This is a genomic window from Streptomyces sp. NPDC107559 (assembly GCF_055657365.1).
The window spans coordinates 133,559-157,176 of the sequence record NZ_JBVKBD010000017.1; the positions used below are offsets into that span (position 1 = coordinate 133,559).

Sequence of the window (23,618 nt, forward strand, 5' to 3'; positions counted from 1 at the left end):
GGCGCGCGGGGTCAGAGGAGGGCCTTCTCGCGGGCGACCGCCTCGTAGAGCGCCTTGATGTTGCCGCTGCCGAAGGTGCGGGCACCGTGCCGGTCGATGACCTCCCAGAAGAACGTCCTGCGTACGTGCTGGGACTGCGTGAAGATCTGGAACACCTGGCCCCAGTGGTCCTCGTCGATCAGCACGTTGGTCCGGCGCAGGTCCTCGACATCGAGGCTGGAGCGTTCGAAACGCTCCTGGAGCTGGTCGTAGTACGAGCCCGGCGTCTGCAGGAAGGCGACGCCCTGCTTCTCCAGGGTCTGTACGGTGCCCACGATGTCGTCGCAGAGCAGCGCCAGGTGCTGCACTCCGGCGCCGCCGTGGCGGGCCAGGAAGGTGTCGATCTGACCGGGCTCACGGTCGGTGACCGGCTCGATCAGGGTGAAGGTCACCTTCCCGGACGGGCTCTGGACCACCTTGGAGTCCATGGCCTGGGAGCCGACCTCGATGAACTCCTCGAAGATCTGCGAGAAGCCGAACACGCTCTCGTAGAACGCGACCGTGGGACGCAGCTGCCCGGCGGGCAGGCAGATCGCCGCGTGGTCCACGGTGTTCAGCAGCTCCTTGCCCGCCTCGGGGTCGGTGGCGATCATGTCCATCACGCCGGGCATGAACTGCGCGCGGTCGCCGCTGCGTTGGACGAACCGGTGGGCCACGTCGCCGAAGCCCAGGACCGCGGCGGTGACCACCTCGGTGCCGTCCTTGCTGTGGACGGTGGGCTGCTCCACGGCGACCGCGCCGCGCTCGACGGCCGTCTCGAAGGCCTCGACGGCGTCGCCGACCTCGAAGGCGATGTTGGCGACACCGTCGCCGTGCTGCATCACATAGGACGCGGCCGGGTGAGAGGGAGTGAGCGCGGACGTGAGCACCACGTCGATGCCGCCCTGACGCAGGAGCAGCGAGCGGTGGTCGGCCTGTCCGGTCTCGGGACCGGCCTCGCCGCAAATACGGAATCCGAAAGCGGTGCAGAGGTAGAACGCGGACTGCTGGGTGTCTCCGACATAGAACTCGACGTGGTCTACGGCCCCGATATCCATGACAAACCCTTCTGTTCCCACACCGGAAAGGAGAGAGTTGAAAAGTTGCGAGATGCCTGCTGGAAGTGACGGGCGGGTGAATCTTCGGATTCCGTCCCGCGGCGCCTGCCGGTCCATGGTTCAGGCCGGCACGCGACTCGTCCTAGAGAGTGGAGAACTCGTTCAGCGGCGACCAGACACCGTAGTCGCCCCGACGGTAGAGAAGTGGCTCACGGGCGAAGACTTCGAAGCCTTCGACCCGGCCGATCACAAGCCGATGGTCGCTCACCTCGATGACTTTCTCAACCCTGCATTCCGCAAACCCGAGAGCAATTTCGGTGAGCAGTGGCGCGCCTTCGGCGAGAGCCGAGGGGCGCCATTCGACATGTGTGAACTTGTCCGTTGCCTTGCTCGCGAACACCCGGGAGGCGTCGCGTCCGGACGAGGAGAGGAAATTCACCGCGAACGCCTGCGACTTCACGATCGCCGGCAGGGTACGGGACTCCTTGCCGACGGAGACCAGCAGTGTCGACGAGGCCGCCGACACCGCGCAGACGGCATTGCTGGTGAAACCGAACGGCTGGCCGTTTCCGTCCGTCGCCGTCACGATGGCGATCGGGGTCGGAAATGAGCCGAAGAGTTGGCTGAAGCGTACAGAACCGATATCCATCACGATCCTCCGCGGAGCAACACGTGCGCTGTTTTCGGGCAGGCCGAAAGGGCTGTGGGCAGATGCAGGAGTCTTCGGGCAGCCCGAATCAACCGACGGCCCGGTAAGGCTCTGACGTCGGTGAGGCCGGTTGTGGAGGTACTCGGCGACTGGTGGCGGGCCGGTGGCCCCCCCCGGAAACCGCCCCCGCGCCGTTGCGGCGGCGGTTTCCCTGTTCGGCTATTCCGCGGTCGCGCCCACGAGAGTCATCTCCCGTGCCGCGATCGCGTGACCGAAGGCCCGGATCGTCAGCGGCAGCATCAGCGCACCGAACACGGTGAGCGCCGCGGCCAGCACCAGGACGAGTTGTTGCGGTCCGAGACTGGACCCGGAGCCGGCCACCAGAAGACCCGCGATGGGCATGGCCAGCATGTTGAGCAGGTAGAACGGCCCCATCACCTTTCCGAGGTGTTCCTCGGGAAGGACCTTGATGCGCTGCGTCCGGTTGAAGACGTTGAAGTACGTCACTCCGACCATGGCCGCAACGAACGCGGGGGCGTACAGCAGTATGGACGAGGCGAAGCCGATCAGCAGCAGACAGGCGCAGAGCAGGGCGAGGCCGAAGATCCCGAGGACGCGCACGTTGACGTACCGCAGCAGGAACGGGATGACCAGGAGATTGACGATCCCCAGCACCCCGATGCAGATGTTCAGCAGGGCGAACGACGACTCCGGAGCGTGGAACACACCCGTGACGAGCGCGGCGTTGGCGGCGAGCACCACGGCGAACACCAGGTTGATCGAGAAGTTGAGCGAGGCCAGCAGGACCAGCGGTCTGCTGCGCATCAACAGGCTCCAGCCCAGGCGGAGTTCGGCGACGATCTCCGCCGCTCCACCGTTGCCCGGCGCACGCAGGCCGCGCGGCAGCGGCAGCCAGCACAGGGCGGCGACGGCGAAGACCGCGCCGGCCGCGCCCAGCAGCCAGACCTTGTCGATGAAGGCCACGCCCAGCATCGCCAGGGCGGGGCCGACGGCCATCGCCGAGACCTCCATGCTCTGCACCAGGCCCTGGATCCTGGCCACTTCGGTGCCCTTGGCCAGCTGGGGCACGACCTTCTCGACCGACATCCGCACCGGCGCCATCAGCAGCGAGAGCAGCGGAGCGGCAGTCATGAGGATCGGCGTCAACAAGGACGGCGCGGCCAGACAGCCCACGAGGGCGCCGCCGAGGACGATGGCACGTCCCGTCGTGACGACCGAGAACAGCCGCGCCCCGCCGTCCCGGTCGGCGAGGAGGCCGGCGAAGGGGTAGGCGAGCAGGGCGGGGAGCCACTCGATCGCGTAGGCCAGGCCGAGCGCCGACACCTCCTTGGTGTCCTGGAAGATGAGCAGCGGGACGGCGAACATCACCATCTGCTCGGCGACCACACCGAGGAGGACTCCACAGGCGAACAGCCGCCGGTGCAGCGCGGATCGCGCGGTCATGAGATCGACCTCTTCCTCGTGCTCGGCCAAGCGCGGCCAGGACCCTTCACCGCGACACCGGTACGGTCTCGATGCGGAAGTCCGCGATGATCCGCCGGATGTCCTCCTCGACGGCCGACTCGTCACCGGTGAGGATGAACCGGCCGCTGTGCACCGCGTCGTAACTGCCGCCGGGCTCCATCACTTCACCGGGCGTGGGCACCAACTCCCGCCAGACCGAGGCGAACCGGTCGCGCATGGAGGTCACCGAGACCACCTCGGCCGGCAGCGAGGCGGGCTTGGGGATGATCAGCCAGCCGCCGGACGGGTCGCCGGTCTGCGGCGGTACCGTCGCGCCGCCCTCGCACAGGGCGTCCAGCCACAGCTCGAAGAGGTTCACCCCGAACAGCCTGTCCGTGAGGTAGGGCACCTCGGCCCCGCCGATACGTCCCGCGATCTCCAGGAACACCAGGTCATCGTCGGGCGTGACGAACAGCTCCAGGTGGAACGGCATCGACGTCATGCCCAGACCCGCCACACAGCGCCTGCTGAACTCGTGCACCCGGGTACGCAGCGGCGAGTCCTGGACGACCACCGAGCCGAGCGGCTGTCCGCCGGACTCGAAGGCGAGGCAGTCGTTGACGTAACGCGACACCGCCATGAACGGGACGCCGCCCTCGGCGTCCGCGAAGCCGTCGACGTGGTAGATCGCGCCCTCGATGAACTCCTCGAGCTCGTACTCGGCGAGGTCCACCTCCGACAGCAGTGCGGTGAGCGCGGCCTCGTCCTCGACGCGGTGCACACCCATGCTCGCGGCGCCCGACACGGGCTTGAAGATCAGCGGGAAGCCGGTGTCGCGGGCGAACTCCAGAGCGGACTCGGCGCTCTCGCAGGCGTCGAAGCGGGGCACCCGGACGCCCGCCTTGGCGACGAGTTCCTTCATCCTCAGCTTGTCCCGGTAGACCGCGACGTCCTCGGGACGTGGCCCGGGTATGTCGAGCGCCGCACGGACCTCGGCCGCGATGCCGAGGGTGAACTCGGAGACGGCGATGAGCCGGTCGACCGGGCCGACCTCGTCCGCGACCCGGCCGACCGCGTCGCGCAGCGCCTCGAAGTCGTTGACGTCCTCGATCTGCACGGTGCTCGCGATCCGCTCCGCGGGGGCCAGGACACCCGTGGCGCCGACCGCGTCCACGACGTAACTGACGCGGTGCCGCTCGTGGTCGATGAGCTCCTCGAAGCGGCCCATGGAGAAGTCCCAGCGCGGCCCTTCGGTGAACCGGGGCCAGCGGTTGACGACGACAATGTGCACGACTCACTCCTCCGTTGCCGCGCGGACCGTCCTGGTCGACAGGGTCCGTCCGGCGAACTCGATGACTTCTTCCGACTGCTTGTCGCGGAGCACCACGGCCGCCCCGGGGCAGGGGGCCGTGCCCCCGACGCGGACGAGCGGCGGCTCGTACCCCCGCCGTCCGCTCATGACTCCTGCTCTTCGAGCCGGCGGATCAGCGGGGCGACATGGGTGAAGAAGTTCCGCATCTCGTCGCGGGTGGGCCAGCCGGAGAAGATGAACTCGCTGATGCCCGCCGCCTTGTAGCTGTGGATGTAGCGGGCGACCTCCTCGTGGCTGCCGACGATGCACAGTGCGGGACCGCCGCGATAGGCCACGGCGCCGGTCCAGATGTAGGGCGAGAGCCACTCGTCCTTGACGCTGTCGGCCAGCTGGTACGAGGACTTGACCGCCTCGGAGTCGGTGGTGTCGACCCACTGGCGGATCCATGCGGTGTGGTCCTCGTCGGGGTCGCGCATGAGGTGGGCGAGCTCCGCCACGGCCTCCTCGCGCGTGTCGCGGGAGAGCACGTGCATCCGGGTGCCCACCCGACGGCCGGCGTCGAGCAGCGGCTTGCCGGCCACGGCCAGGCTCTCGGGGGTGTCGCCGTAGCGCAGCCAGCAGTCGCCGGAGGCGATCGCCGTCTGCTGGGCGACCGCGGAGGCGCCGCTGATGTAGATCTCCGGGCGCCGCCCGCCGCCCTTGTGGCCCAGGCCCAGCGTGGCGTCCTTGATGGTGTAGTGCTGTCCGTCGTAGCTCAGCGGCGACTCGTCCTCCCAGAGACCGCGGATGACCTCGAGGAACTCGTTGCAGCGGGCGTAGCGCTCGTCGTGGCTGAGGAAGTCGCCGTAACCTGCCTGCTCCGCGGGGGAGATGCCGGAGACGATGTTGAGGGACATCCGTCCGTCGGTCATCCAGGACAAGGTGTTGACGACCTGGGCGAACAGGGTCGGCGACATCAGGCCCGGACGGTACGCCAGCATGAACTTGACGCGGTCCGTCACCTGCGACAGGGCGCCGAGGACGGGCAGGGGGTCGGGCAGGTAGTTGGAGATGCCGAACAGCAGGCTGTCGACACCGAGTTCCTCGGCCTCCTGGACGAAGTCCCTGACCTGGCCCATGTCCAGCTTGCCGATGTTGTACTTGTCCGTGGGCTTCGCCTGTCCCGTGTCGGGCGGCGAGCACCAGTGGAGACGGAGGGGTTCCATCGTGCGTCTTCCTTCCGTTGCGGGCGCGAGGCACGCGTTCGCGCGCCAGGCGCCTTACGCGCGTGGCGTTTCAGGTGATTGCGGGGCTACGGGTGCGACAGGTCCTGCGGGTGCGGCGCGCCTCAGGCGCTGAGCACGCGGACGCGCTCGCCGATCTCCGACCACCGCTCATGGGCCTCGTCGGGGGAATCGGCGGTGAAGACGACGGCGGCGATCCGGCAGCTGTAGTCGGCCTCGTCCGTCTTGATCGCGGCGCCGGGCCGGACGAGGACATGGCTCGCCACCACCCAGGGCTCGGCGGCCAGTTCGTCCCAGCCTTCCAGGCGGGCGTACGAGCCCACGCCCGCGGCGGTCAGGAACCGGATGCCTGCCGCCTTCGCGACCGGCTCGCGGTAGGCCCCTGAGCGCTCGGGGTCGGCACCGGTGATGTCGGCGAGGACCTTGCCGGGCAGCATGAGACCGGTGGCCATCTCCATCAGCTCGGTGATCTTGTCGCCGGGCAGTCGTGCGGCGATCTCCATGAGGACCGGGCGGCCCTCGCTCAGGCGCAGTTCGCAGTGGAACGGTCCCGTGGTGATGCCCACCGCCCTGACCACGTCCGTGGCGTAGACGGCCAGCTCCTGGCGGGTGGCCTCGTCCAGCGGGGCGGGCGTGAGGTGGCCCAGTTCCAGGAAGCGGGGCTCGGGGCCGAGCAGCTTGCGGGTCACCGCGACGACGACCGCCTCACCGTCGCGTACGTATCCGTCGGCGCTGTACTCCGTGCCGGGGACGTACTGTTCGATGATCGCGTCGTGGGTGAGGGGGCGGTCGAATTCCAGGCCCTCCTCGGCGTGCATCGCGGCCAGCGCCGCGCGCGCCTCCTTCATGGTGTCGACGCGTGAGACGTGCACGCTGCCCCCGGAGTCCACCGGCTTGATGACCGCGGGGAGACCCACGTGCGCACAGGCCTCCTCGAGAGCGGCGGGGGTACTCACCACCACCCATCTGGGGACTTCGAGGCCGGCGTCGGCAACGGCCTGGCGCATCTTCCCCTTGTGCCGGACCTGGTCGACGGCCACGGGGGTCAGGGCGGGTAGTCCGAGGAGCGCGGACAGATGCGCGGCACCTGGTACGTAGTATTCCCCGCCGGCCACCACCGCGTGAATGGGGTGACGTTCATGGGATTCCAGGACAACCGCCTCGAGGGAGGCATTGTCATTGGTGTCTGCGATGACGATCTCGGTGGCCAGGTCACGCACCGCGTCGGCGATGACACGGCCTTCTCTCTCATAAGACGCGACCACGACATCCCAGCCCTGGGAATGTGCGTGCGCGATATAGGCGTTCGCCGAGAAGGCAGGCTGAACCACTAAAATACGTAAGGACACAATAGCTCCTCGAAATCTCGCTCTGAGGCCAGCGATGGATTCATCGGGGCAGCACTCGACCTGCGTCAGGGCATGACGAGGCTGACCGCTGCGCCGAGACGCGGGTAAGGTGTGCAAGCTGCGAAACGGCTGGCGCACCGCAACATGCATAGAAGTTGACGGATCAAATTCCGTACGGCACCCACGAGTGGTCGGTCGTGGGTACTTACCTCGGTCTGGACACCCTCACGTGCGGCGAATCCCAGGAAGGAAGGGAGAAGACAGTCAACCGGGCCCCCGTGCCATTGACGCTCGACAAATCCCCTGCGTGTCGATCATGATCCTAGAGGGCGGCACGGTTCAGGGTCAACAAATCCTGGAAGTCAACCCGACCGCGTTAGTCCGGTCCCTTATGTCGACTTTGGCGAAACAAGCCCACAATCGCCCCGACGGCCATGTCGAACGGGGACTCCCTCCGGAACCGCCGCAGGTGCGCTGTTCAGGAGGAGTTTGCTGTGCCGCAGGTTTCATTCGTGGTTGCGCAGGAAGGCGGGGATGTCGTCGCGGGTCGGGTAGTTCGGCAAAGGTGCCGGCTTGCCCTGGAGGAAAGCAGTGATGACGGCGACGGCTCGGTCGTCGTTGTCGTCGAGGCCGTTCCATATGTGGTGTCCGACTCCGGGCATGTACTGCGTGCGCTGAATGGCGGGGTCATGGGCGAGTACGGCGGTCGCCCATTGGCGGACCTGGGAGGAGCACTCGGCGATCATCAGCATCGCGGGGGTCCGGGAGCGCCCCAGTCGCGCGGCGACGGAAGGTGAGTCCTTGACCGTCTGCTGGATGCGGAGGCTGGCGGCGGGGCTGAAGGAGAAGTTCCGTGCGGTGTCCTCGGCGGGGATGCGGTGCGCGTCGCGCGCGCAGTAGGCGGATGCGGTGTCGCTGCCGAGGTCGGCGGCGGTGAAGGCGTTGTCGCCCTCGGCCTGTCCGATCAATCCCGTGTCGGGGGTGAGGAGTCCGAGTCGCATGAGGCCGAAGGCCACGGCGTACCGGGGGATGTGTGTCGATCGCGGCCCGGTCATGGCCGGCGCGAGGCCGCGTGCGGATTCTCGGCCCTTGTGCCCGGTGATGTGTGCGGTGGGGCCGTCCATGGGGCCGGGCTCGGCGATGACCGCCCGGTGCAGGCGTGCGGCGACGCGCGGGGCTGCCAGGGCTCGGGTGAGCACGACCCCGCCCGAGGAGAATCCGAGGATGTCGACCTTGCCCTGGTGCAGGCGGTCGATGAAGGCGGCGAGGTCGCGGACCGACCTGGAGATCGTGTACTGGCTCATGGGGAGCAGGTCGCTTCGCCCGCCGCCCGCCTGTTCGTAGGCGTAGACGTCGTAGCCCCGGCGTGCGAGGAGTTGCAGGAACCGGTGGTCGAGCACCGAGACGGCGCGGACCGGGCCGCCGTTGAGGTACACGAGTGGGATGGGGTGCCGGGCGCCGGGGTTCGCGGGCGGGTAGTGGTACACCGCCACCCGGCTGCCCGTGGCCAGGCTCCAGTGCTGCGTGACCACGAAGGGCAGGGCGGGTGGATACCGTCGGGCCGTCGGTACGGTCGGGATGCACACCGCCGCTGTCAGCGTCGCGGCGACGATCACCGGCAGGAACGGCACGAGTCGCACAGGCCAGGCGCGGTGCCGGCCTCGCCACAGCGCGAGGACGGCTCCGGCCCCGAGGGTCGTCAGCCATGCGGCCAGCCCCGAGCCCGCTCCGTCCGTGAGGGCGAGCAGCGCGAGAAAGACGACGACCAGTGTGGCGACGGCAACCAGTGCCGACAGCAAGCGTCCGGTGCAGCGGACCAGGCGTATCGCGGGCGTGGGCACGGCATACCTCCGACAGTTTCAGAACGCTGTTTCAAAACGACGTTATCAGAGAGGGTAGGCTGCTGACCGTGGGTAGGCCGAGAACGAACGACGAGGCCGTCAAAGAGCGGCTGGTGGAATGTGCGACCGAGATGCTCGCCACTCGTCCGCGGGAGTCGGTGACGGTCCGTGCCGTGGCCGCCGCTGCCGAGACGTCGACGACGGCGGTGTACTCCTTGTTCGCCGGCAAGGACGGACTGATCGGTGCGGTGCGCGACAGAGCCGTCGCCGGCCTGTTCCAGGACCTGGCGGCGGTGCGGACCTCCGCGGACCCCCTCGCCGACCTCTACGCGCTCGCCGTCGCCTACCGTCGATGGGGCCGCGGTCACAGCCACCTGTACACGGTGCTGTTCGGTGGTGTGCAGTCCTTCGACCCGTCGGGGGAAGTCGGTGCCCGTGACCCGATCGGTCCGCTGCTCGCGGCGATCGACCGCGCCTTGACGGCGTCCTTCCTCGACGGCGAGGCCACATCCATCGCCCTGTCGATCTGGGCCACCCTGCACGGACTCGTGACTCTCGAACTGGCCGGGGCACTCGACGCCACCACGGCCGAGTCCGCGTTCGACTCGACGATCCACGCCACGCTGCGCGGATGGACGACTCCGGAGTCCTGAGGATGCGGTGCGGGCGTCGTGGTCGGCTCGCGTGCGAGGAGCCGCGGCGTTGTCAGTGGCCTCGCCTACTGTCGGGGCGGTAGAGGCCAGGTGCGTTGCGTGGAGGGGGAGTCGGTGTTGCGCGAGGACGAGCGGGTGGCGCGGACGGCAAGGATCCGCCGGCTTGCGAACGACGGGGATGTGCCGGGCCTGGACCGGTACCTCTACCACCTGTGTGCCGACAGCGGTGACGACCGGGCCTTCGACGACGGCCAACTGATCGGCGTACTGCGGGAGATACCGACCCCCACCCGAGTCCTGCTGCTGCGACGGATGACCGACGGACTGGAGGAGACGGCCGTGCATGCCCCGCAGCACTGCCGCAGCCTCGCTTCGCTGATCACCCTGACGGCCCACGGGCTGACCGCGGAGCAACTGGCCGCCTGGCGCGAACCTCTGATGACCGAGGCCGCCGCGGAGATGGCCCTCTGGGAGGGCTGGCGGCTGACCTGCCTGGTCGAGGTGGAGCAAGCGGCAGGGCGGACACTGCCCGATCCGGTTGTCGCCACCGTGCGCAGGACCGCGCTGACCTCCGACTCGCCCGGTGAACTCCGCACGCTCGCGGCCCGCATCGTGGAGCCCGTACTCAATCCCGGCGAGCCGTGGGCCGAGCGTGTGATCGCGGATCTGACCGGGGCGGAACCCGTGTGGCACGCGCTCGTCGCCCACGCCCTCGGCGCGACCGGCTCCCGCCCCACAGGCAAGTGGCAGCGCCTCGGGCGCGAGCTGCTGGCGGAAGCGGGACCGGATCGCGCCCGTACGGCGATCACCTCCTGGCTCACCCCGGCAGGTGAATCCCGCACTACGCCGGTGAACTCCCGCCACCGCACCGGTACCGCCGGACTCGAACTCGACCCGTTCAACGCTCGCGCGCTGCAGGGCCTCGCGGCGCTGCTCGCTCTCGCACCGGCGCATCCGCAGTCGGCAGCCGCCTTGGGCGAACTGGTGGAAGCGGCACTGATTCGTCTTTCCGGCATCGGTCCGCGATCACCGAGGACGGCCAGTGCCGCCGTGCACGCTCTGGTCCAACTCGGCGACGAGGACGCCTACGCCGAGCTCGGCCGACTGGCCGGCACGGTGACATACCGGCCCACCCTCCGGGCCGTCATGGCCGCCCTCGCCACCAGGGCCACGCAGCGATCGTCGTCGTAGCGGTCACGGAATGTTCCGGCCCGCGGAGGGGCCGTCCGGGTGCCGAGGGTGTTCGTACCGGCGGACACCCTCGGGTTCCCCGATGCGCGGCCCGCCGGGTGCCTGCCGTGCCGAGCCCGTACGGGCAGGGGTGCCGTGTCAGGCTGCCGATCACAGCGATGTTCCAGCGGTCGCGCGACGGTGGCACGGCATGGCTGACGATGATCGACGGAGTCGAGTGGGTGGGCGTCATAAAGGTCACCGCGGCCACCCTCCCCCCCCGCCTCCTGGAGGACAGCCAGGCGCCGGCGGGGCTGGCGACCCTGCTGGTCGTGTCCAAGTCGGTCTTCAGCGACCTGGTGATCATGCGGGGAGCGCTCGAGCGCCATGACCATCCAGGCGGAACTTCCGTGGGCGTTCCTGCCGCCGCGCACCATCGGTACCGCTCAGGTCACCCCCAGCGCCGTCCTGGAGCCCGCCCACGACATCGGCGGCGACGCCTTCGCCCACAACCTCGTCGACGACATGCTCTACCTGACGCTGCTGGATGCCATGGGCCACGATCTGGCCTCCGGCGGGGCCGACGCAGCCGCTCTCGCAGCCTGCCGCTTCATGCGCCCCACCCCTGATGCGGAAGCCGTCTCCGGGCTGGTGTGAGGGCGCTGGTACGGGGTGTCGTGCGGGGTCGCGGCCGCGAAGGGCGGATAGTGCAGGGATGGCGTGACGGTGTTCCGGGCCGACGGCTTCACCCAATACGAGCCGGCCGCTCGGTCAAGGGCCCGGGACTTCGACTCGCACTCTGCCGGGGGTCCGGTCGGCCACAGCGTGTCCGGCCGGGCTCCCCGGTCGCGGATCGCCCCGGACCCGATGTAGTTGTGCAGGTGGTCGCTGGCGGCCTTTTGGCGTTGCCGCCCGCCGAGCGGCGGGCTGGGCGTTGCGCTCGGTGGGGGTCTGCGGTCAGGCCCCAGCGGAGCTCGCTGCCCGGGTCGACGGCACCCTGTAGGCCTTTGGTGCAAATTGTCAGAGTCTCTCCGATTGCGGCAACCTGCGCAGGGAACCCTTAGTCCGCAGGGTTCTTTCCCGTGCCGTTTCTGCCACCGGACTCCAAGGAGGGGTGGACCTCTACGGCGCGGCTTGCGGGCTCTGCGATGCGGGCGGCACGCCGTTCGACGCGACGCGGTGAACGGCTGGCCACCGCTCCTGTGTGTCGGATCAACCGGAGTACGTCATGGCAACCTCACATCCCCACATCTGGTCAGAGCAGGGCACTGCCCCCGTGAGTCGAAAAGTGGCTCCCACCCCGACGCCGCCGGGAGAGGGGAGCACCACGGAGGGAATCTCCCAGCACGAGCCCGCGGCGTCCAAGGCGTGGGCGCCCCTCTCCCTCTTGTTGATCATGGCTGTTGTTGTGCTGGTCGTCGTCGGGCTGGTCGGCATGATCGTGGCCCTGGCGTAATTCCGACACGCCCGGGAGGTTTGTCGGCGCACGGACACTCCGCTGCCTGTCCGGTCTTCGGGGCCGTCGGCTGGTGCGACGGCCCCGGAGACCGGGCGCTTCAGGATGTACCGCGGCCGGTGACGAAGTCGCGGGCCCTGTCCACAAGGCCGGCGCCCGGGGCGAGGAGCTTGTTCGCGGGCGGAGTGTCGGGCGCGGAGGGGTGGGGGCGGGTGGGGGCCATGGCCTTGGCCCGGCGGATCTTGTCCCCCAGATCGTCGAGTGTCTCGGGCGAACAGGCCTCGCGCAGCTTGGGGAAGAGGGTGTTCTCCTCGTCCTGGATGTGGCTGGACACCTCGTCCATCAGGAGCTGCAGCAGCTGCATCCGCTGGGGAGCATCGGTGTCCGTCTTCTCCAGTTGCTTGAGGATCTTCTCGATCCGGCCGTGATCCGCGAGTTCCTTGTCCGCGAGCCGGTCGCCGCCCGCGACGTGCTTCCGGACCGCCGGGTACAGGTACTGCTCCTCGGCAACCGAATGGCGTACGAGCTCGATGGTGACCTCGTCCACGAGGTCACGCAGTTCCGGGCTCTTGCCGGTCATGGCTTCGATCCGACTGAACATCTCCTCGACCTCGCGGTGGTCGGTCATCAGTTCCTCGATGATGTTTCCGCCGTGTCCCATCGCCTGTTCCGCCTCTCAGTGGTTGTTGTCAGGGCCGGGTTCCCGCCCTGAGGGACAGCCATCCCCCTGCCGAGGGGGCGAAGCGATCCCGGCGCGCGGATCTCACCCGGTCGGTGGCCAACTCGGGCGGAGGCGCGAGCCGAGCGCCGCACCGAGCCGGTCGAAGCCCGACCGATGACCGCGATCACGAACGACGGTGCACTCGCGCAGGACACCAGTGGTCCCGCGTGCCCGGGGTGCCGTGATCGAAAAGCCTGGCCCGATCACGAGGGGCGTGTGTCCGATCGGGGGCGTGCCGACAGGAGGCGGCCGATGAGCGCGCCGCCGTAGACGGTGTAGCCGACGCCGACGAGCCAGGACTGGATGACCAGGATGGTGCCGACCGCGCCGTAGGAGACCGCGTTGGTCACGATGAGCGGCGCGAAGACCAGTTTGGAGAAGAGCCGGAGGCCGGCGAAGGCCCCCACGGTCGCGACCGCGCCGGGAAGCAGACGCAGCCACGAGACGCGCGATTCGAGGAGGAAGTGCTGCAGCCACCAGAAGTAGAGCACGCCGCCGCACGCCCCCACCGCGACGCGAGGTGCTGTCGAGGCAGCGGTGCCGGGCCAGGGGAGGCCGCGCCATGTGCTGAGGAGGATCAGTGCGATCAGTCCGGCCAGGCCGAGGATCTGGCGCCACAGGCTGTGCCACGGGCCTGGCGGCAGCTGCCAGATCCGTTCGTAGGCGTTCTGGACGGCGGCCATCAGTGAGATGCCGAACAGGGCGAGGCCGACCAGCCCCAGCACGGTGGTGGCGCTCAGGACGGCCTGGCGGGAGGCGAAGAGTTCGTCCACCGCGGGGACCGAGCTGCCGGACACGCCGAGACCCTCGGTGATCCAGTCCGCGATCCCGCTTCCTTGGGCGGGCAATGCCGCCGCGATCACGACCAACAGGGGCACCAGCGTGACGAGGAACAGGGTGGCGAAGGCCATCGCGCGGTGCAGCAGCTCGATTTCCCGACCGGCGCGCCACACACTCACGGCGGCCTCTCCCACCCGCCGGCACGGCTCTTTGACGAACCTCATGCTCCGTTCTCCGGCCACGGAAGCACACTTCCTTCGGCAGTACGCCGGCCTGGGAGGCCGGATCCCAGCGGTTGCGCGCTGTCGGCTGCCATCGCACGCGACGCAGAGGTCTCTGGCTGCCTGTCCCAGTCTGTCTCGGCGGCTGCCGCCTGCAACACCGCACCGCTGTGACGCAGGTCAGAGTGAGCCGCTCATGCCGGTGATCATGTCGATGACCTCGGAGACACCACCCCGGGCCGGCGCCTGCCCTTGCCGGTTTGCGCCGGTGCCCAGTCGGAGCAGCCGGTGTACCAGGGCCCGGACCTCCCGCGCGTCTCCCGCATCCTCCAGGGCCCGGCCGACGTGACGCATCAGGCGGCAGACCACGTCTCCGGCGCGTCGCCGTCGGCCGTCCGGGTCGATCAGATCGCTGGAGAGTCCGTGCCGGACGGCCTGCCACATCGCCGCCTCCAGCAGTTCCGGGTCGGGCTGCCAGGCCGGCTCGCCCCCGGCGCCGTCCCACATCGCGCGTTGTACGAGGGCCCGCACGACACCGGCGAACATCACGGCCTCGTCGGTACGCAACTGGACGTCGAAGCAGCGGACCTCGATCGTCGGACAGCGCTCGGACAGTCTGGCCTGCCAGTAGAGCTGGCCGGCGTCGGTGATGACGCCGCCGTCCAGCAGGTGCTGGCCCCGTCGGCCGTAGTCGAGGTCGTCGATGAAGGACGGTGGAACGCCGCTGACCGGCCACCGGCCGTATACGAGGGTGCGCCATGTGGCGAAGCCGGTGTCCTCGCCCTCCCACAGGGGGGAATTGGCCGACATCGCGGTGAGCACGGGCAGCCAGGGCCGGATCCGGTTGAGTACCTGCACGCCGGTGGGCCGGTCGGGTACCGCGGCGTGGATGTGCCTGCCGTTCACGAGTTGCCCGGTCACCAGTCGCGGAGCCTGTCGTTGCATCGTCCGGTAGCGTGGGCAGTCGATGACCGGAATGGATCCGGTGTGCGACGGGGGCGTGCCGCTCGCCAGGACCCGGCAGCCGAGTGATTCCGCCGCCGCGGTGACCGCGTGGCCGCAGCCGCAGCAGATGGCCGCCGACCTCGTCGAGTGTGCGCAGACCAGGTGACCGTAAGTTTCGGGGTGCAAACGTGACCGACGCCGACCGGGCACCTGGTGTTTCCGCCCTCCGGGCCTGTCGGGCGGATGTCACTGATGCGGGACGGCGATGCAGGCTGCGCGCAGGTGCGTTGCGATGAGTCCTTCCGGATGGCGTCCGTGTCCAAGCCGGTCACGGCGTCGGACGAGACACCATCCGACTCTCGTCCGGGCAACTGAGCCCCCGGGAGGCCATGTTCGGCAACATCGCCCACCTGTCGTGCGGCCAGGGGGCGCATGGCGGACGGAGCTTCGGGATGGCGGTGCGCACTCATCAAGGCGCTACGCGCCCCTCGGTCAGTGCGCCCCTCGGTCAGTTCGGCTCATTCGGCGGAAGCGGCACCACCGCGTATGCGGACAGGATCAACCAGCTCACCGGAATCCTGCTCACCCGGGTCGGACTGTTCACCCAGGACGCGCCGCGCGCCGTGAACGACTTCTGGACACTGTTGGTGGTGACGCCGTAGCAGGCGAACTGTGCGTCGGGGGCGATCTCGGTGCCGGACTCGGCGGTGGCGGTGAACGCGCCCGCCAGGGCCACCGGCCCGCGCCGAGCAGCAGCACACGCCGGAGCCGTCGTGATGGCACGACAGCCGCAGCCAGGTCGTCTCCGCCGCGGGGCCGCCCCGGCTGACGTCCGGCCCGGGACCGACCCTGCGTCGGCCGTCCGAATTCCGGCATGGGCCGGACGAGGCGGCCGGGACGGGCACCATGCTGTGCATATGAGGAAGAGTGACGTCTGGCGTCGGGTCGCGGGAATCCTGGCGCTGACCCTGATGCCTGAGGAACCGTGGGACGGCGAGCCGGACCGCTTGGCGCTGCTGATGGACGATCTCGCCGGTCTCGGCGGAGAGTTGCCCCCGGGCCTCTCGGCGGAGGAGGTCGTGGCGATCACTGTGAGCCGGGCGGAGGGCAGGATCAATCTGCTCATCGGCGGATTCGCGGCGGCGTTCGTCCGTCTTGCCGCCGCATACGACGAAACCGACGCGGACACCTCCGCTCTCGACCTTGTCCGCGCGATGGCCCTGGAGTGGGTCGACCGCGACGACTGAACGCGACCGATCACCTGGTCCCGATTCGGCAGGTGGTGCGGGAAGGAGAGGAGACGGGGGTGATTCCTTTCCTTCCCGCACCGTTCTGATGCCGCACGACGCCTGCATGGGCAGCCGCTGCGGTGAAATACCGCCCCACGGAAATCTGACGGTTCTCGACCAGCGTACCTTTCCGAGCCGCTCGGTGACAGCATTCGCATTCAGATAAAGAAATCAATGCTATGACAGGGTCGGACAGCCGTGTCGCACTGTGGCTTCTTAGGGGTTGTAGCGTCCTGCCGTACCGCTAGCGTGGTGACGAACGTGTCCCAGCCTAGACGGAATGGAGGTGGCAATTCCGATGGCCAACCCGGAGTTGCTGCATGTGGACCGTGAGCCGGTCACGGAGCCTGCCTGGATATTCAGCTACACGGCCACCGGGCCGCAGCTGGACTGGGAGTGGGCGCACAAACGGCTGCGGGAGTCGAAGAACTTCTGGCTGACCACTACCGCCCTGGACGGTCGCCCGCACAGCCGGCCCGTCTGGGGATTCTGGCTGCAGGGAGGCCTGTGGTTCTCGACGACGAACCGCTCCGTGGCGTACATCGAGGCGGACAACAACGTCACCGTGCACACCGAGAGCGGTGACGAAGTGGTGATCGTGGAAGGCCGATGCGAGAGGCTCTACGGAAAAGAAAACCTCCAGGTGATATCGGACAATTACCGCGAGCACTTCAGTCATGAAACGGTCGCCACCGACGAGGGTGTTTTTACCCTGCAAGGGTATGGCGGTCCCGGTTTCAAGATTACGCCGGTCAAGGTGCTGGGCTGGAACGCGCCGTTCTTCAACACCGCGACGCGCTGGGTGTTTCCGGAATCCGACTGAGTCGGCCGGACGCCTCTCGCGGGAATGGGGGTGGGGAAACGGAGTCGCCTCCGTTTCCCCACCCCCTTCTTCTGCTGTTCGTCAGGCGGTGCTGACGGCCTGACGCTGGTCGGCCCGCTCCGCCTTCGGTGTGCGGATGACGGTCAGTACCAGGAGTAGACCCACGACCGCGAACGCCAGACCTCCCACGCACGTGGTCGCAATGCTGTCCGCCAGGGCGTCCTTGGTCGCCCCGCCGCCGTGTCCGCGCAGGGCGCTGCCGAAGATCGTGACCAGTACGGCCGTACCGATCGAACCACCGATCATGCCGACCGTCTGCAGAGCGCCCGAGGCGCCGCCGGCCTCCTTCGGCGGGACGTCCGCGAGGATGGTCCCGGCGAGCGGCGCGTTGAGCAGACCGACGCCGGCTCCCGCGAGCAGCATCGGGAGCATGATCCCGCCGAAGTACCCGGTCGATGCCGAGATCTGAGTCAGCCACACCATTCCTGCGGCGACCATGAGCAGCCCCGTCGTCATCGAGGCCTTGGGGCTGTACCGCTTGACGATCTTCGGCGTCACCGTCCTGGGCACCACCACCATGCCGAGGGACATCGGCAGGAAGGCGAGTCCTGCCTCAATGGGATTCATGCCGAGCACGTTCTGCACGAACTGGGTGAGGAAGAAGAACATCCCGAACATCGCGCCACCAGAGCAGACGAAGACGAGGAAGCCGCCGGCTCGGTTGCGGTGAGTGAACAAACTCAGGTTCAGGATCGGTTGGGAGTGCCGGGACTCGACCAGCACGAGCAGGCCGAGCAGTACGACGCCTGCGACGAAGGAACTCCCCGTGAGCGTGTCGGACCAGCCCGCGTCGGCCGCGTGGACGAAGCCGTACACCAGCGCGCTCATTCCGGCGGTGCCCAGCAGTGCGCCCGCTCCGTCGAACCGGCCGCCCAGGGGTTCGGCCGCAGGGATGAGACGCGGCGTCAGGGCGAGCACCGCGACGCCGATGGGCACGTTGATGAACAGCACCCATCGCCACGAGGCGAGGTCGGTCAGGACGCCACCGAGGAGCAGACCGCCGGTGGAGCCGATACCGGAGGCCATGACAGAGATGCCGAGCGCCTTGGTGCGCTCCTCCTGGCCGGTGAACGTCCGCACGATCAGTGCCAGAGTGGAGGGCAGCGCCAGCGCCGCGCCCAGGCCCTGCAACGCCCGGGCTGTGAGCAGCCACCAGGTCTCCTGGGCGCAGCCGCCGGCGAGGGAGGCCGCTGTGAAGATCGCCACGCCGGTCAACAGCGCCCTGCGGTTGCCGAGGATGTCGCCCATGCGCCCGCCGAGAAGCAGGAAACCGCCGTACACCAGCGTGTAGGCGTTGAGCACCCAGGACAGCCCGGTGGGCGAGACGTCTAACGCGTGCTGGATCTTCGGTAGCGCCATGTTCATCACGGTGATGTCGATGGCGCTGAGCAGTTGGACGCAGAGGATGACGGTCAGGATGGCGCCGCGGCGCGCGGGGGCCTTGGTGGCCTGGTCGGGGGGGTTGGTGCTGGACAAGGTGCTGAGCCTCCTTCAGCGAGTCGATGCTCGCGAACGGATGACGGCGATGAGGCGATGACGGCCAGTGCAGGGCGGAACGCCCGGCCCAAAAAAGCGGGGAGTATTCTCCGGGTATAGCTCGTACGATACGGGGGATGCTCTCCGTATTGCAACGTGGAGGACTGATGCAGCGTTCGAGACCGGCTCCGCCGAGCCTTCCCAAGCGTCCGACCAGGACGGATGCCCGGCGGAACTACGACCGTCTGGTGGCGGCGGCGGACGAGCTGTTCGCCGAACGGGGCACGGACGTGCCCCTGGACGACGTCGTCCGCCGGGCGGGTCTCGGTTCCGGCACGCTCTACCGTCACTTCGCCACTCGTGACGCCCTGATGGCGGCGGTGTTCTGGGGGCGGATCGAGGCACTGTGCAAGGAGGCAGAAGACCTGCTCCTGGCGGAGTCGCCGGTCGCGGGCATCGTCGTCTGGCTTCGCAGCCTCATCCGGCTGACGATGCGGCGCGGGCTCGCGGCGGCGCTCGCCGCGGACAACAAGGACAGCGGCTCCGAACTGTTCCGGTACTGCCGCGAGGTACTCGACGCGGCGGCCGCCCCCCTGTTGGCGCGGGCCAAGGAAGACGGCTCGTTCCACCCGGATCTGGCGGTCTCGGACCTGATCACGTTCACCCACGCCATCGCGGTGGCCGCGGAGCGGGCGCCGGACAGCGAGGAACACGCCGACCGGTTGCTGCGCCTGCTGCTGGACGGACTGCGCACCCGCGTCGATCCGTTGCGGTACCTGTGACCTGCTGAGGACGAGCGGACGTCACTGGTAGAGCCGTATCAGTCGTGTTGCTTACATCGGAACCGGGGGAAAGACTGATGGAATACGGGGGCACGTGCGGCGACGTCCGGGAGGATCGGCGGGCCGCGTGCCCGGAGTCCGACGACTCAGGGACCCGGGATCGGGTCGGCCGGGCGACGCGACAGCGGCTCGACGCGAAGTATCGGCACCTCACACAGGACGATCGCGCGGTGTTCCGGCGATTATCGGTGCTGGGCCCGGTATTCGACGCCGAAGCCGCGGTGGCCGTCTGCCACGACAGCCGACTGGGCGCGATGGACGTGGTGGCCGCGTTATCCGCGCTGGAGGTCACAGGGCTGATCCAGCGGGTGCCCGGCGACTCCGAGAAGAGCCGTTTCCGGTGGCCCGAGAGTACGGTGGAGTTCGGTACCGGTCACCTTGCAGAGTTCGGAGAGACGGCCACCGTCAACGACCGCCTGGTGGACTGGATATGGGACCATGTCCGCTGGCTGACCCATGCCTACATGCTGTCCCGGCAGCAGAACGAGTGGTTCGCCGACCGCGTGGACTATCTCGTACGGGCCGTCGAGTGGACCTGGCGCACGGGCCACGACGACCGGCACGACCTGATGGTGGTCCTGCTGGCCAACATCTGGTTGCACAACGGACGGCAGGAGTCCAGTCAGCGCCTCGTCGACAGGGCGCTGGGCCGTAGCGCGCGGTCCGCGTACCGCAGTGATCTGCTGTTGTGGGGGCTGTGGTTCACCCAGCGGGACGAACAGTCGGACGAGTATCTCGCCGTCGTCCAGAACGCGGTGGTCGAAGCCCGTGCATCGGGTATGGACTCCGTACTGCTCCGGGCGCTCAACTCGCTCGCGTGCGTCTATGTCCGGCTGGAGGACGACGACTCGGCGCGTCGGTGCTTCGAGGAGGTCATCGCTCTGGCGAGGCAGCTGAACGACGACTTCAGCCTCTCGCTGTGCTCCCACATCTATGCGTGGTTCCTGCTCGGCATCGGCGAGGACGCCGAAGCGTGCGCCGCGATATCCGTCACCACTCCGTCCTTCGAACAGCAGGCTGAGCCGTTCCAGTACGCCAGTTATCGCTTCGTGGCCGGAGCCAGTGATCTCGCGACGGGTGCCCTGGACGCCGCCGAGGAGCACATGCGCGCCGCGGTCGGCATCTTCAACTCATCAGGTCCGAGCTGCTTCTACCCCGTCGGCGGCCTTGCCCTCATTGCGCTCCTGCGCGGACAGCCGAGCCGCTGCCTGATGCTGGTGACCGCGTACGAGAGGTTCCGCAATGGAGCTGGCGAGCAGACACGTGTTCCCCTGTGGTGGGAACGAAAGCTGGCGGACGCGCGCCTCGCCGCCATCGCGTGTCTAACGGCCGAGGAGATCGACGACATCCGGCGGACCGCCCAGGGGCACACGGACCAGCAGCTCACCAGCTATGCGCTGGGCAGCGACGAGCGGTTGTCGACCCCGGAGCCGTCGACCCTGACCAGGCGGGAGTACGAGATCGCGATGCTGATCGCACAGGGACTGATCAACCGGCGGATCGCCGATCACCTGCAGATAGCCGAGAGCACTGTGGCATCGCACACGAAGAGGATCTACGCCAAGCTCGGCATCCGCTCGCGTACCCAGCTCGCCGCCTGGGTGGCCGCCCGCAGCCCCTGCGGTGTGCCGCGTCACTCGATCGCCGCGCCGGCCCAGGAGACGACCTCGTCGGCGGGAGACGGTCCCTTCGGAGGAGGTGCCGTGCTGCAGATGTGAGCCCTCGTCGGCCATGCCAGGAAGCACCGTCTCCGGACGACCGCTGTACCGCGAAGGGACCAGACGAAGGGAGCACGATCATTGGGAGCGTTGGCGATCTACTGCGTCATCTGTGAATCTCGAATTGTCGTACCGTCCACCTGGCGTGTCAGAACACACAAGCAGTACTGCTCCAACGCGTGCCGTCAGCGAGCCTACCGGCGCCGGCTCGCCGCCAGCAGACTGCCGACCGATCCACCGAGGCCGATCGGCGCCACCACCTTCCCCGTTCGCCTGGACAAGTTCGTCGGCCGGGCCGAGGAGCTGGAGCGCCTCAAGACACTCTCCAACAAGCGGCTTCTGACCGTGACCGGAGCACCGGGCGTGGGCAAGAGCCGGCTGGCGATGCAGCACGTCGAGATGTCGTCCGCCGACGGTCTGTCGGTGGCCTGGCTCGATTTGGAGGGACTGGGCGACGCCGAGCGGTTCCCGGACCTCCTGACCACGACACTCGCCCCCTGGACGGAGCCCGGCGCCAGCCGGTCGCTGTTCATGTCGCTCGGCGCCCAACAGGTTCTGCTGGTGCTCGACAACTGCGAGGACGTAGTGGAGCGTCATGCCCCCTACCTGGAGACGATTCTCGCCCGTTGCCCAGGACTGCGGATCCTGGCGACCAGCCGAGAGGCTTTCCGCATACCGTGCGAGATCGTGATCGGACTCGACTCGCTGTCCCTGCCCGATCCCGCCGAGGCCACCCCCCGGGCGCTGCTGCGGTCCGATGCGGCTCAACTCTTCGTGGAGCGCGCCTCGTTGGGAAACCCGAACTTTGCACTCAGCCGTGACAACGCTGCCGCGATCGCGGAACTCTGCGTCGAACTGGACGGACTGCCGCTGCTGATCGAGTTCGCCGCCCACTGGGTCGGACTGCTGACCGTCACCGAGCTGCTGACGCGGCTGCGGCAGTCGGTGAACGCACTCACCGTCGCAAGCCGCACCGCGAGCGACCGGCACAGGAGCTCCGTGTCGGTGTTCGCCTCCAGCTACGACCGGCTGAATCCCTCCGAGCAGGCCGTGTTCCGCCGGCTGTCGGTGCTGTCCGGACCGTTCGACCTCGACCTGGCCATGGCGGTCTGCGGCGATGACGTGCCCGGCACCCAGCACAGCGCCGAACTCCTCACGCGACTGCGGGCGAAGTCACTGCTGGTGGCCACGGTGGACTCGCCGCACGGGGCGGAGCTGCGCCAGTACGGTTCGGTGCGCAGATACGCGGGCGAGCTGTTGGAGGAGGCCGGGGAGGCCGAGACCACCCGCGACCGGCTGATCGACTGGCTGGTGGACCTGTGCCGCTCGGTACTGCGGCGCATCACCGTGCCACGCGACATGCTGTCCCGGCTCAGCCAGGTGCACCACCACCTCCTCAACGCCGCACAGTGGACGGCCCGGGCCGACGATGAGCGGCACGTGGTGCTGGTCGCCGCGCTCACCCGGGCGCTGCGGGCCAGGGGCGAGTACGCCCTGATCGGATCGCTGGGGGAGCGCGCTCTGTACACCGCCGCCGACAGCGCCGACCGTGCGATCCTGCTGACCGAACTGGCCGAGGCCAAGCTGGCCGCCGGCAGCCTGATCGACGCGGTCACCTACGCTTCGCGTGCGGCAGAGCTGATCGATGAGGGACACGCCGGTGACGGAGCCCGTGATCCGCACGAGTGCCCGCAGCATGCCGTACGGGCCCGCGCGCTGCTCACCATGGCCTCCTGTCTGCGACGGATCGGACGGCACGCCGCCGCGGAGACCACGGCGCAGCAGGCTCTGACCATCGTGCGGGCGTACGGCAATGCCCTCGACGAGGCCGCCTGTCTTGAGCATGTGGCCATCACGAGCATGGCCGCCGGAGACCTGGACCGAGCCTCTCTGACGATCGCCGTTGTGCTGGGTTCCCTGCCCGAGGACGACGAGACGGGCGCCGTGCAGGCTCTCGACGCCGCGACCGACATCGCGCTGGCCGCGGGAGACAACGGCAGGTCCGCGGCCCATGCCGAGGAGCTGCTGCGCAGGCTGCCGGACGACGCAGGGCTGCTGCACCGGCCGCTCGGCCGGCTGGCCGCGGCCGCCGCAGCCGACGGGGACCGGCTGCGGGCCCTGAGACTGGCGGAGCTGGCCCGCGCCATGCGTGATCAGGGCGGGGTGAGCGAGGAGAAGTGGCTGGACGACGAGGTGGAGTGGCAGTTGCAGGCATTCGTCGGTGGCCAGCAACCGGCGGAGGTGCAGCGGATCCGGAAGGTGGCGGCCACCCTCTCGCCGCGGCTCGCGCGGGCCTTCGCGCTGGGTGCGACCTGGCCGCACGAGACCGCGGAGGAGCAGCGTACCGGTGTGCTGTCCGCCAGGAAGCTGGACATCGCCCTCTTCGTGGCGGAGGGGATGACGAACAGTCAGATAGCCAATCGCCTGGGTGTGTCCCCTCGGACGGTGTCCACCCACCTGGCCCGGCTGCGCAGCGAGCTGAACATCGAGTCACGCGCCCAGGTCGCCGCCTGGGCAAGGACCACACTGCGCGGGTAGCACGGCCGTGGG

General features: G+C 68.7%; 22 protein-coding genes. 10 read left to right on the plus strand and 12 right to left on the minus strand.

Translation table 11 applies throughout. From position 1 onward, the window contains the following. Positions 1–11: 11 nt before the first annotated feature. From hppD to ACZ7OY_RS35335, 8 genes are all read right to left on the minus strand, one after another. Positions 12–1,076, minus strand: a complete 1,065-nt coding sequence (gene hppD, locus ACZ7OY_RS35300; protein WP_472249629.1) for a 4-hydroxyphenylpyruvate dioxygenase — start codon at positions 1,074–1,076, stop codon at positions 12–14. A 142-nt stretch (positions 1,077–1,218) separates the two neighbouring features. Further along, complete coding sequence (locus ACZ7OY_RS35305) at positions 1,219–1,725, minus strand: flavin reductase family protein (RefSeq protein WP_472249630.1); 507 nt, start codon at positions 1,723–1,725, stop codon at positions 1,219–1,221. Positions 1,726–1,944: 219 nt separating this feature from the next. Further along, positions 1,945–3,189: an MFS transporter gene (locus tag ACZ7OY_RS35310; protein WP_472249631.1), complete on the minus strand. Its 1,245-nt coding sequence runs from the start codon at positions 3,187–3,189 to the stop codon at positions 1,945–1,947. 46 nt (positions 3,190–3,235) lie between these two features. Further along, positions 3,236–4,480 carry an ATP-grasp domain-containing protein gene (locus ACZ7OY_RS35315; protein WP_472249632.1) on the minus strand — a complete coding sequence of 415 codons (1,245 nt, stop codon included), beginning with the start codon at positions 4,478–4,480 and terminating at the stop codon, positions 3,236–3,238. Between the two features lie 3 nt (positions 4,481–4,483). After that, positions 4,484–4,648: a hypothetical protein gene (locus tag ACZ7OY_RS35320; protein WP_472249633.1), complete on the minus strand. Its 165-nt coding sequence runs from the start codon at positions 4,646–4,648 to the stop codon at positions 4,484–4,486. Next, a complete protein-coding gene (locus tag ACZ7OY_RS35325) occupies positions 4,645–5,706 on the minus strand; it encodes an LLM class flavin-dependent oxidoreductase (RefSeq protein ID WP_472249634.1) in 1,062 nt (353 codons plus the stop codon). The genes ACZ7OY_RS35320 and ACZ7OY_RS35325 overlap by 4 nt, the downstream gene beginning before the upstream one ends. A 122-nt stretch (positions 5,707–5,828) precedes the next feature. Continuing rightward, on the minus strand, positions 5,829–7,055 hold the full coding sequence (locus ACZ7OY_RS35330) for an ATP-grasp domain-containing protein (protein ID WP_472249635.1): 1,227 nt from the start codon (positions 7,053–7,055) through the stop codon (positions 5,829–5,831). A 524-nt stretch (positions 7,056–7,579) separates the two neighbouring features. Next, a complete protein-coding gene (locus tag ACZ7OY_RS35335) occupies positions 7,580–8,914 on the minus strand; it encodes an alpha/beta hydrolase (protein ID WP_472249636.1) in 1,335 nt (444 codons plus the stop codon). 68 nt (positions 8,915–8,982) lie between these two features. On the opposite strand from ACZ7OY_RS35335, the gene ACZ7OY_RS35340 reads away from it, so the two are divergent. The 4 genes from ACZ7OY_RS35340 to ACZ7OY_RS35355 all read left to right on the plus strand — a co-directional run bounded on the left by ACZ7OY_RS35340 (position 8,983) and on the right by ACZ7OY_RS35355 (position 12,193). Then, positions 8,983–9,567 carry a TetR/AcrR family transcriptional regulator gene (locus ACZ7OY_RS35340; protein ID WP_472249637.1) on the plus strand — a complete coding sequence of 195 codons (585 nt, stop codon included), beginning with the start codon at positions 8,983–8,985 and terminating at the stop codon, positions 9,565–9,567. Between the two features lie 99 nt (positions 9,568–9,666). Further along, complete coding sequence (locus ACZ7OY_RS35345) at positions 9,667–10,758, plus strand: hypothetical protein (RefSeq protein ID WP_472249638.1); 1,092 nt, start codon at positions 9,667–9,669, stop codon at positions 10,756–10,758. A 366-nt stretch (positions 10,759–11,124) separates the two neighbouring features. After that, on the plus strand, positions 11,125–11,394 hold the full coding sequence (locus ACZ7OY_RS35350) for a hypothetical protein (protein WP_472249639.1): 270 nt from the start codon (positions 11,125–11,127) through the stop codon (positions 11,392–11,394). A 631-nt stretch (positions 11,395–12,025) separates the two neighbouring features. Continuing rightward, positions 12,026–12,193 carry a DUF6480 family protein gene (locus ACZ7OY_RS35355; RefSeq protein ID WP_384720574.1) on the plus strand — a complete coding sequence of 56 codons (168 nt, stop codon included), beginning with the start codon at positions 12,026–12,028 and terminating at the stop codon, positions 12,191–12,193. Between the two features lie 100 nt (positions 12,194–12,293). On the opposite strand, the gene ACZ7OY_RS35360 is transcribed toward ACZ7OY_RS35355, so the two are convergent. From ACZ7OY_RS35360 to ACZ7OY_RS35370, 3 genes are all read right to left on the minus strand, one after another. After that, positions 12,294–12,854 (minus strand): hemerythrin domain-containing protein, encoded by a 561-nt coding sequence (locus ACZ7OY_RS35360; RefSeq protein WP_472249640.1) that lies wholly within the window; start codon positions 12,852–12,854, stop codon positions 12,294–12,296. A 263-nt stretch (positions 12,855–13,117) separates the two neighbouring features. Next, positions 13,118–13,873 (minus strand): YhjD/YihY/BrkB family envelope integrity protein, encoded by a 756-nt coding sequence (locus tag ACZ7OY_RS35365; protein ID WP_472249641.1) that lies wholly within the window; start codon positions 13,871–13,873, stop codon positions 13,118–13,120. Between the two features lie 222 nt (positions 13,874–14,095). Then, positions 14,096–15,070 (minus strand): carboxylate-amine ligase, encoded by a 975-nt coding sequence (locus tag ACZ7OY_RS35370; protein ID WP_472249642.1) that lies wholly within the window; start codon positions 15,068–15,070, stop codon positions 14,096–14,098. Between the two features lie 179 nt (positions 15,071–15,249). Here ACZ7OY_RS35370 and ACZ7OY_RS35375 point away from each other — a divergent pair, with 179 nt between their 5' ends. From ACZ7OY_RS35375 to ACZ7OY_RS35385, 3 genes are all read left to right on the plus strand, one after another. Further along, complete coding sequence (locus ACZ7OY_RS35375) at positions 15,250–15,522, plus strand: hypothetical protein (RefSeq protein ID WP_472249643.1); 273 nt, start codon at positions 15,250–15,252, stop codon at positions 15,520–15,522. A gap of 255 nt (positions 15,523–15,777) precedes the next feature. Next, positions 15,778–16,107, plus strand: a complete 330-nt coding sequence (locus tag ACZ7OY_RS35380) for a hypothetical protein (protein WP_472249644.1) — start codon at positions 15,778–15,780, stop codon at positions 16,105–16,107. A 340-nt stretch (positions 16,108–16,447) separates the two neighbouring features. Further along, a complete protein-coding gene (locus ACZ7OY_RS35385) occupies positions 16,448–16,972 on the plus strand; it encodes a pyridoxamine 5'-phosphate oxidase family protein (protein WP_472249645.1) in 525 nt (174 codons plus the stop codon). 81 nt (positions 16,973–17,053) lie between these two features. Here the strand turns inward: ACZ7OY_RS35385 and ACZ7OY_RS35390 are convergent, their stop codons facing one another. Further along, positions 17,054–18,508, minus strand: coding sequence for an MFS transporter (locus ACZ7OY_RS35390; protein WP_472249646.1), 1,455 nt, complete (start codon positions 18,506–18,508; stop codon positions 17,054–17,056). Between the two features lie 167 nt (positions 18,509–18,675). Here ACZ7OY_RS35390 and ACZ7OY_RS35395 point away from each other — a divergent pair, with 167 nt between their 5' ends. From ACZ7OY_RS35395 to ACZ7OY_RS35405, 3 genes are all read left to right on the plus strand, one after another. Next, on the plus strand, positions 18,676–19,290 hold the full coding sequence (locus tag ACZ7OY_RS35395; RefSeq protein WP_472249647.1) for a TetR/AcrR family transcriptional regulator: 615 nt from the start codon (positions 18,676–18,678) through the stop codon (positions 19,288–19,290). Positions 19,291–19,520: 230 nt separating this feature from the next. After that, the gene (locus tag ACZ7OY_RS35400; RefSeq protein ID WP_472249648.1) at positions 19,521–21,068 is read left to right on the plus strand and encodes a LuxR C-terminal-related transcriptional regulator; all 1,548 of its coding nucleotides are present in this window, start codon (positions 19,521–19,523) and stop codon (positions 21,066–21,068) included. Between the two features lie 90 nt (positions 21,069–21,158). Beyond that, positions 21,159–23,606: an ATP-binding protein gene (locus ACZ7OY_RS35405; RefSeq protein ID WP_472249649.1), complete on the plus strand. Its 2,448-nt coding sequence runs from the start codon at positions 21,159–21,161 to the stop codon at positions 23,604–23,606. Positions 23,607–23,618 lie beyond the last annotated feature (12 nt).

What these genes read in the sequence shown, in the direction of transcription:
- ACZ7OY_RS35305 (WP_472249630.1), bottom strand. Translation starts at nt 1,725, where the DNA reads ATGGATATCGGTTCTGTACGCTTCAGCCAACTCTTCGGCTCATTTCCG.
- ACZ7OY_RS35395 (WP_472249647.1), top strand. Translation starts at nt 18,676, where the DNA reads ATGCAGCGTTCGAGACCGGCTCCGCCGAGCCTTCCCAAGCGTCCGACC.
- hppD (WP_472249629.1), bottom strand. Translation starts at nt 1,076, where the DNA reads ATGGATATCGGGGCCGTAGACCACGTCGAGTTCTATGTCGGAGACACC.
- ACZ7OY_RS35320 (WP_472249633.1), bottom strand. Translation starts at nt 4,648, where the DNA reads ATGAGCGGACGGCGGGGGTACGAGCCGCCGCTCGTCCGCGTCGGGGGC.
- ACZ7OY_RS35375 (WP_472249643.1), top strand. Translation starts at nt 15,250, where the DNA reads ATGTTCGGCAACATCGCCCACCTGTCGTGCGGCCAGGGGGCGCATGGC.
- ACZ7OY_RS35325 (WP_472249634.1), bottom strand. Translation starts at nt 5,706, where the DNA reads ATGGAACCCCTCCGTCTCCACTGGTGCTCGCCGCCCGACACGGGACAG.
- ACZ7OY_RS35380 (WP_472249644.1), top strand. Translation starts at nt 15,778, where the DNA reads ATGAGGAAGAGTGACGTCTGGCGTCGGGTCGCGGGAATCCTGGCGCTG.
- ACZ7OY_RS35350 (WP_472249639.1), top strand. Translation starts at nt 11,125, where the DNA reads ATGACCATCCAGGCGGAACTTCCGTGGGCGTTCCTGCCGCCGCGCACC.
- ACZ7OY_RS35310 (WP_472249631.1), bottom strand. Translation starts at nt 3,189, where the DNA reads ATGACCGCGCGATCCGCGCTGCACCGGCGGCTGTTCGCCTGTGGAGTC.
- ACZ7OY_RS35385 (WP_472249645.1), top strand. Translation starts at nt 16,448, where the DNA reads ATGGCCAACCCGGAGTTGCTGCATGTGGACCGTGAGCCGGTCACGGAG.
- ACZ7OY_RS35360 (WP_472249640.1), bottom strand. Translation starts at nt 12,854, where the DNA reads ATGGGACACGGCGGAAACATCATCGAGGAACTGATGACCGACCACCGC.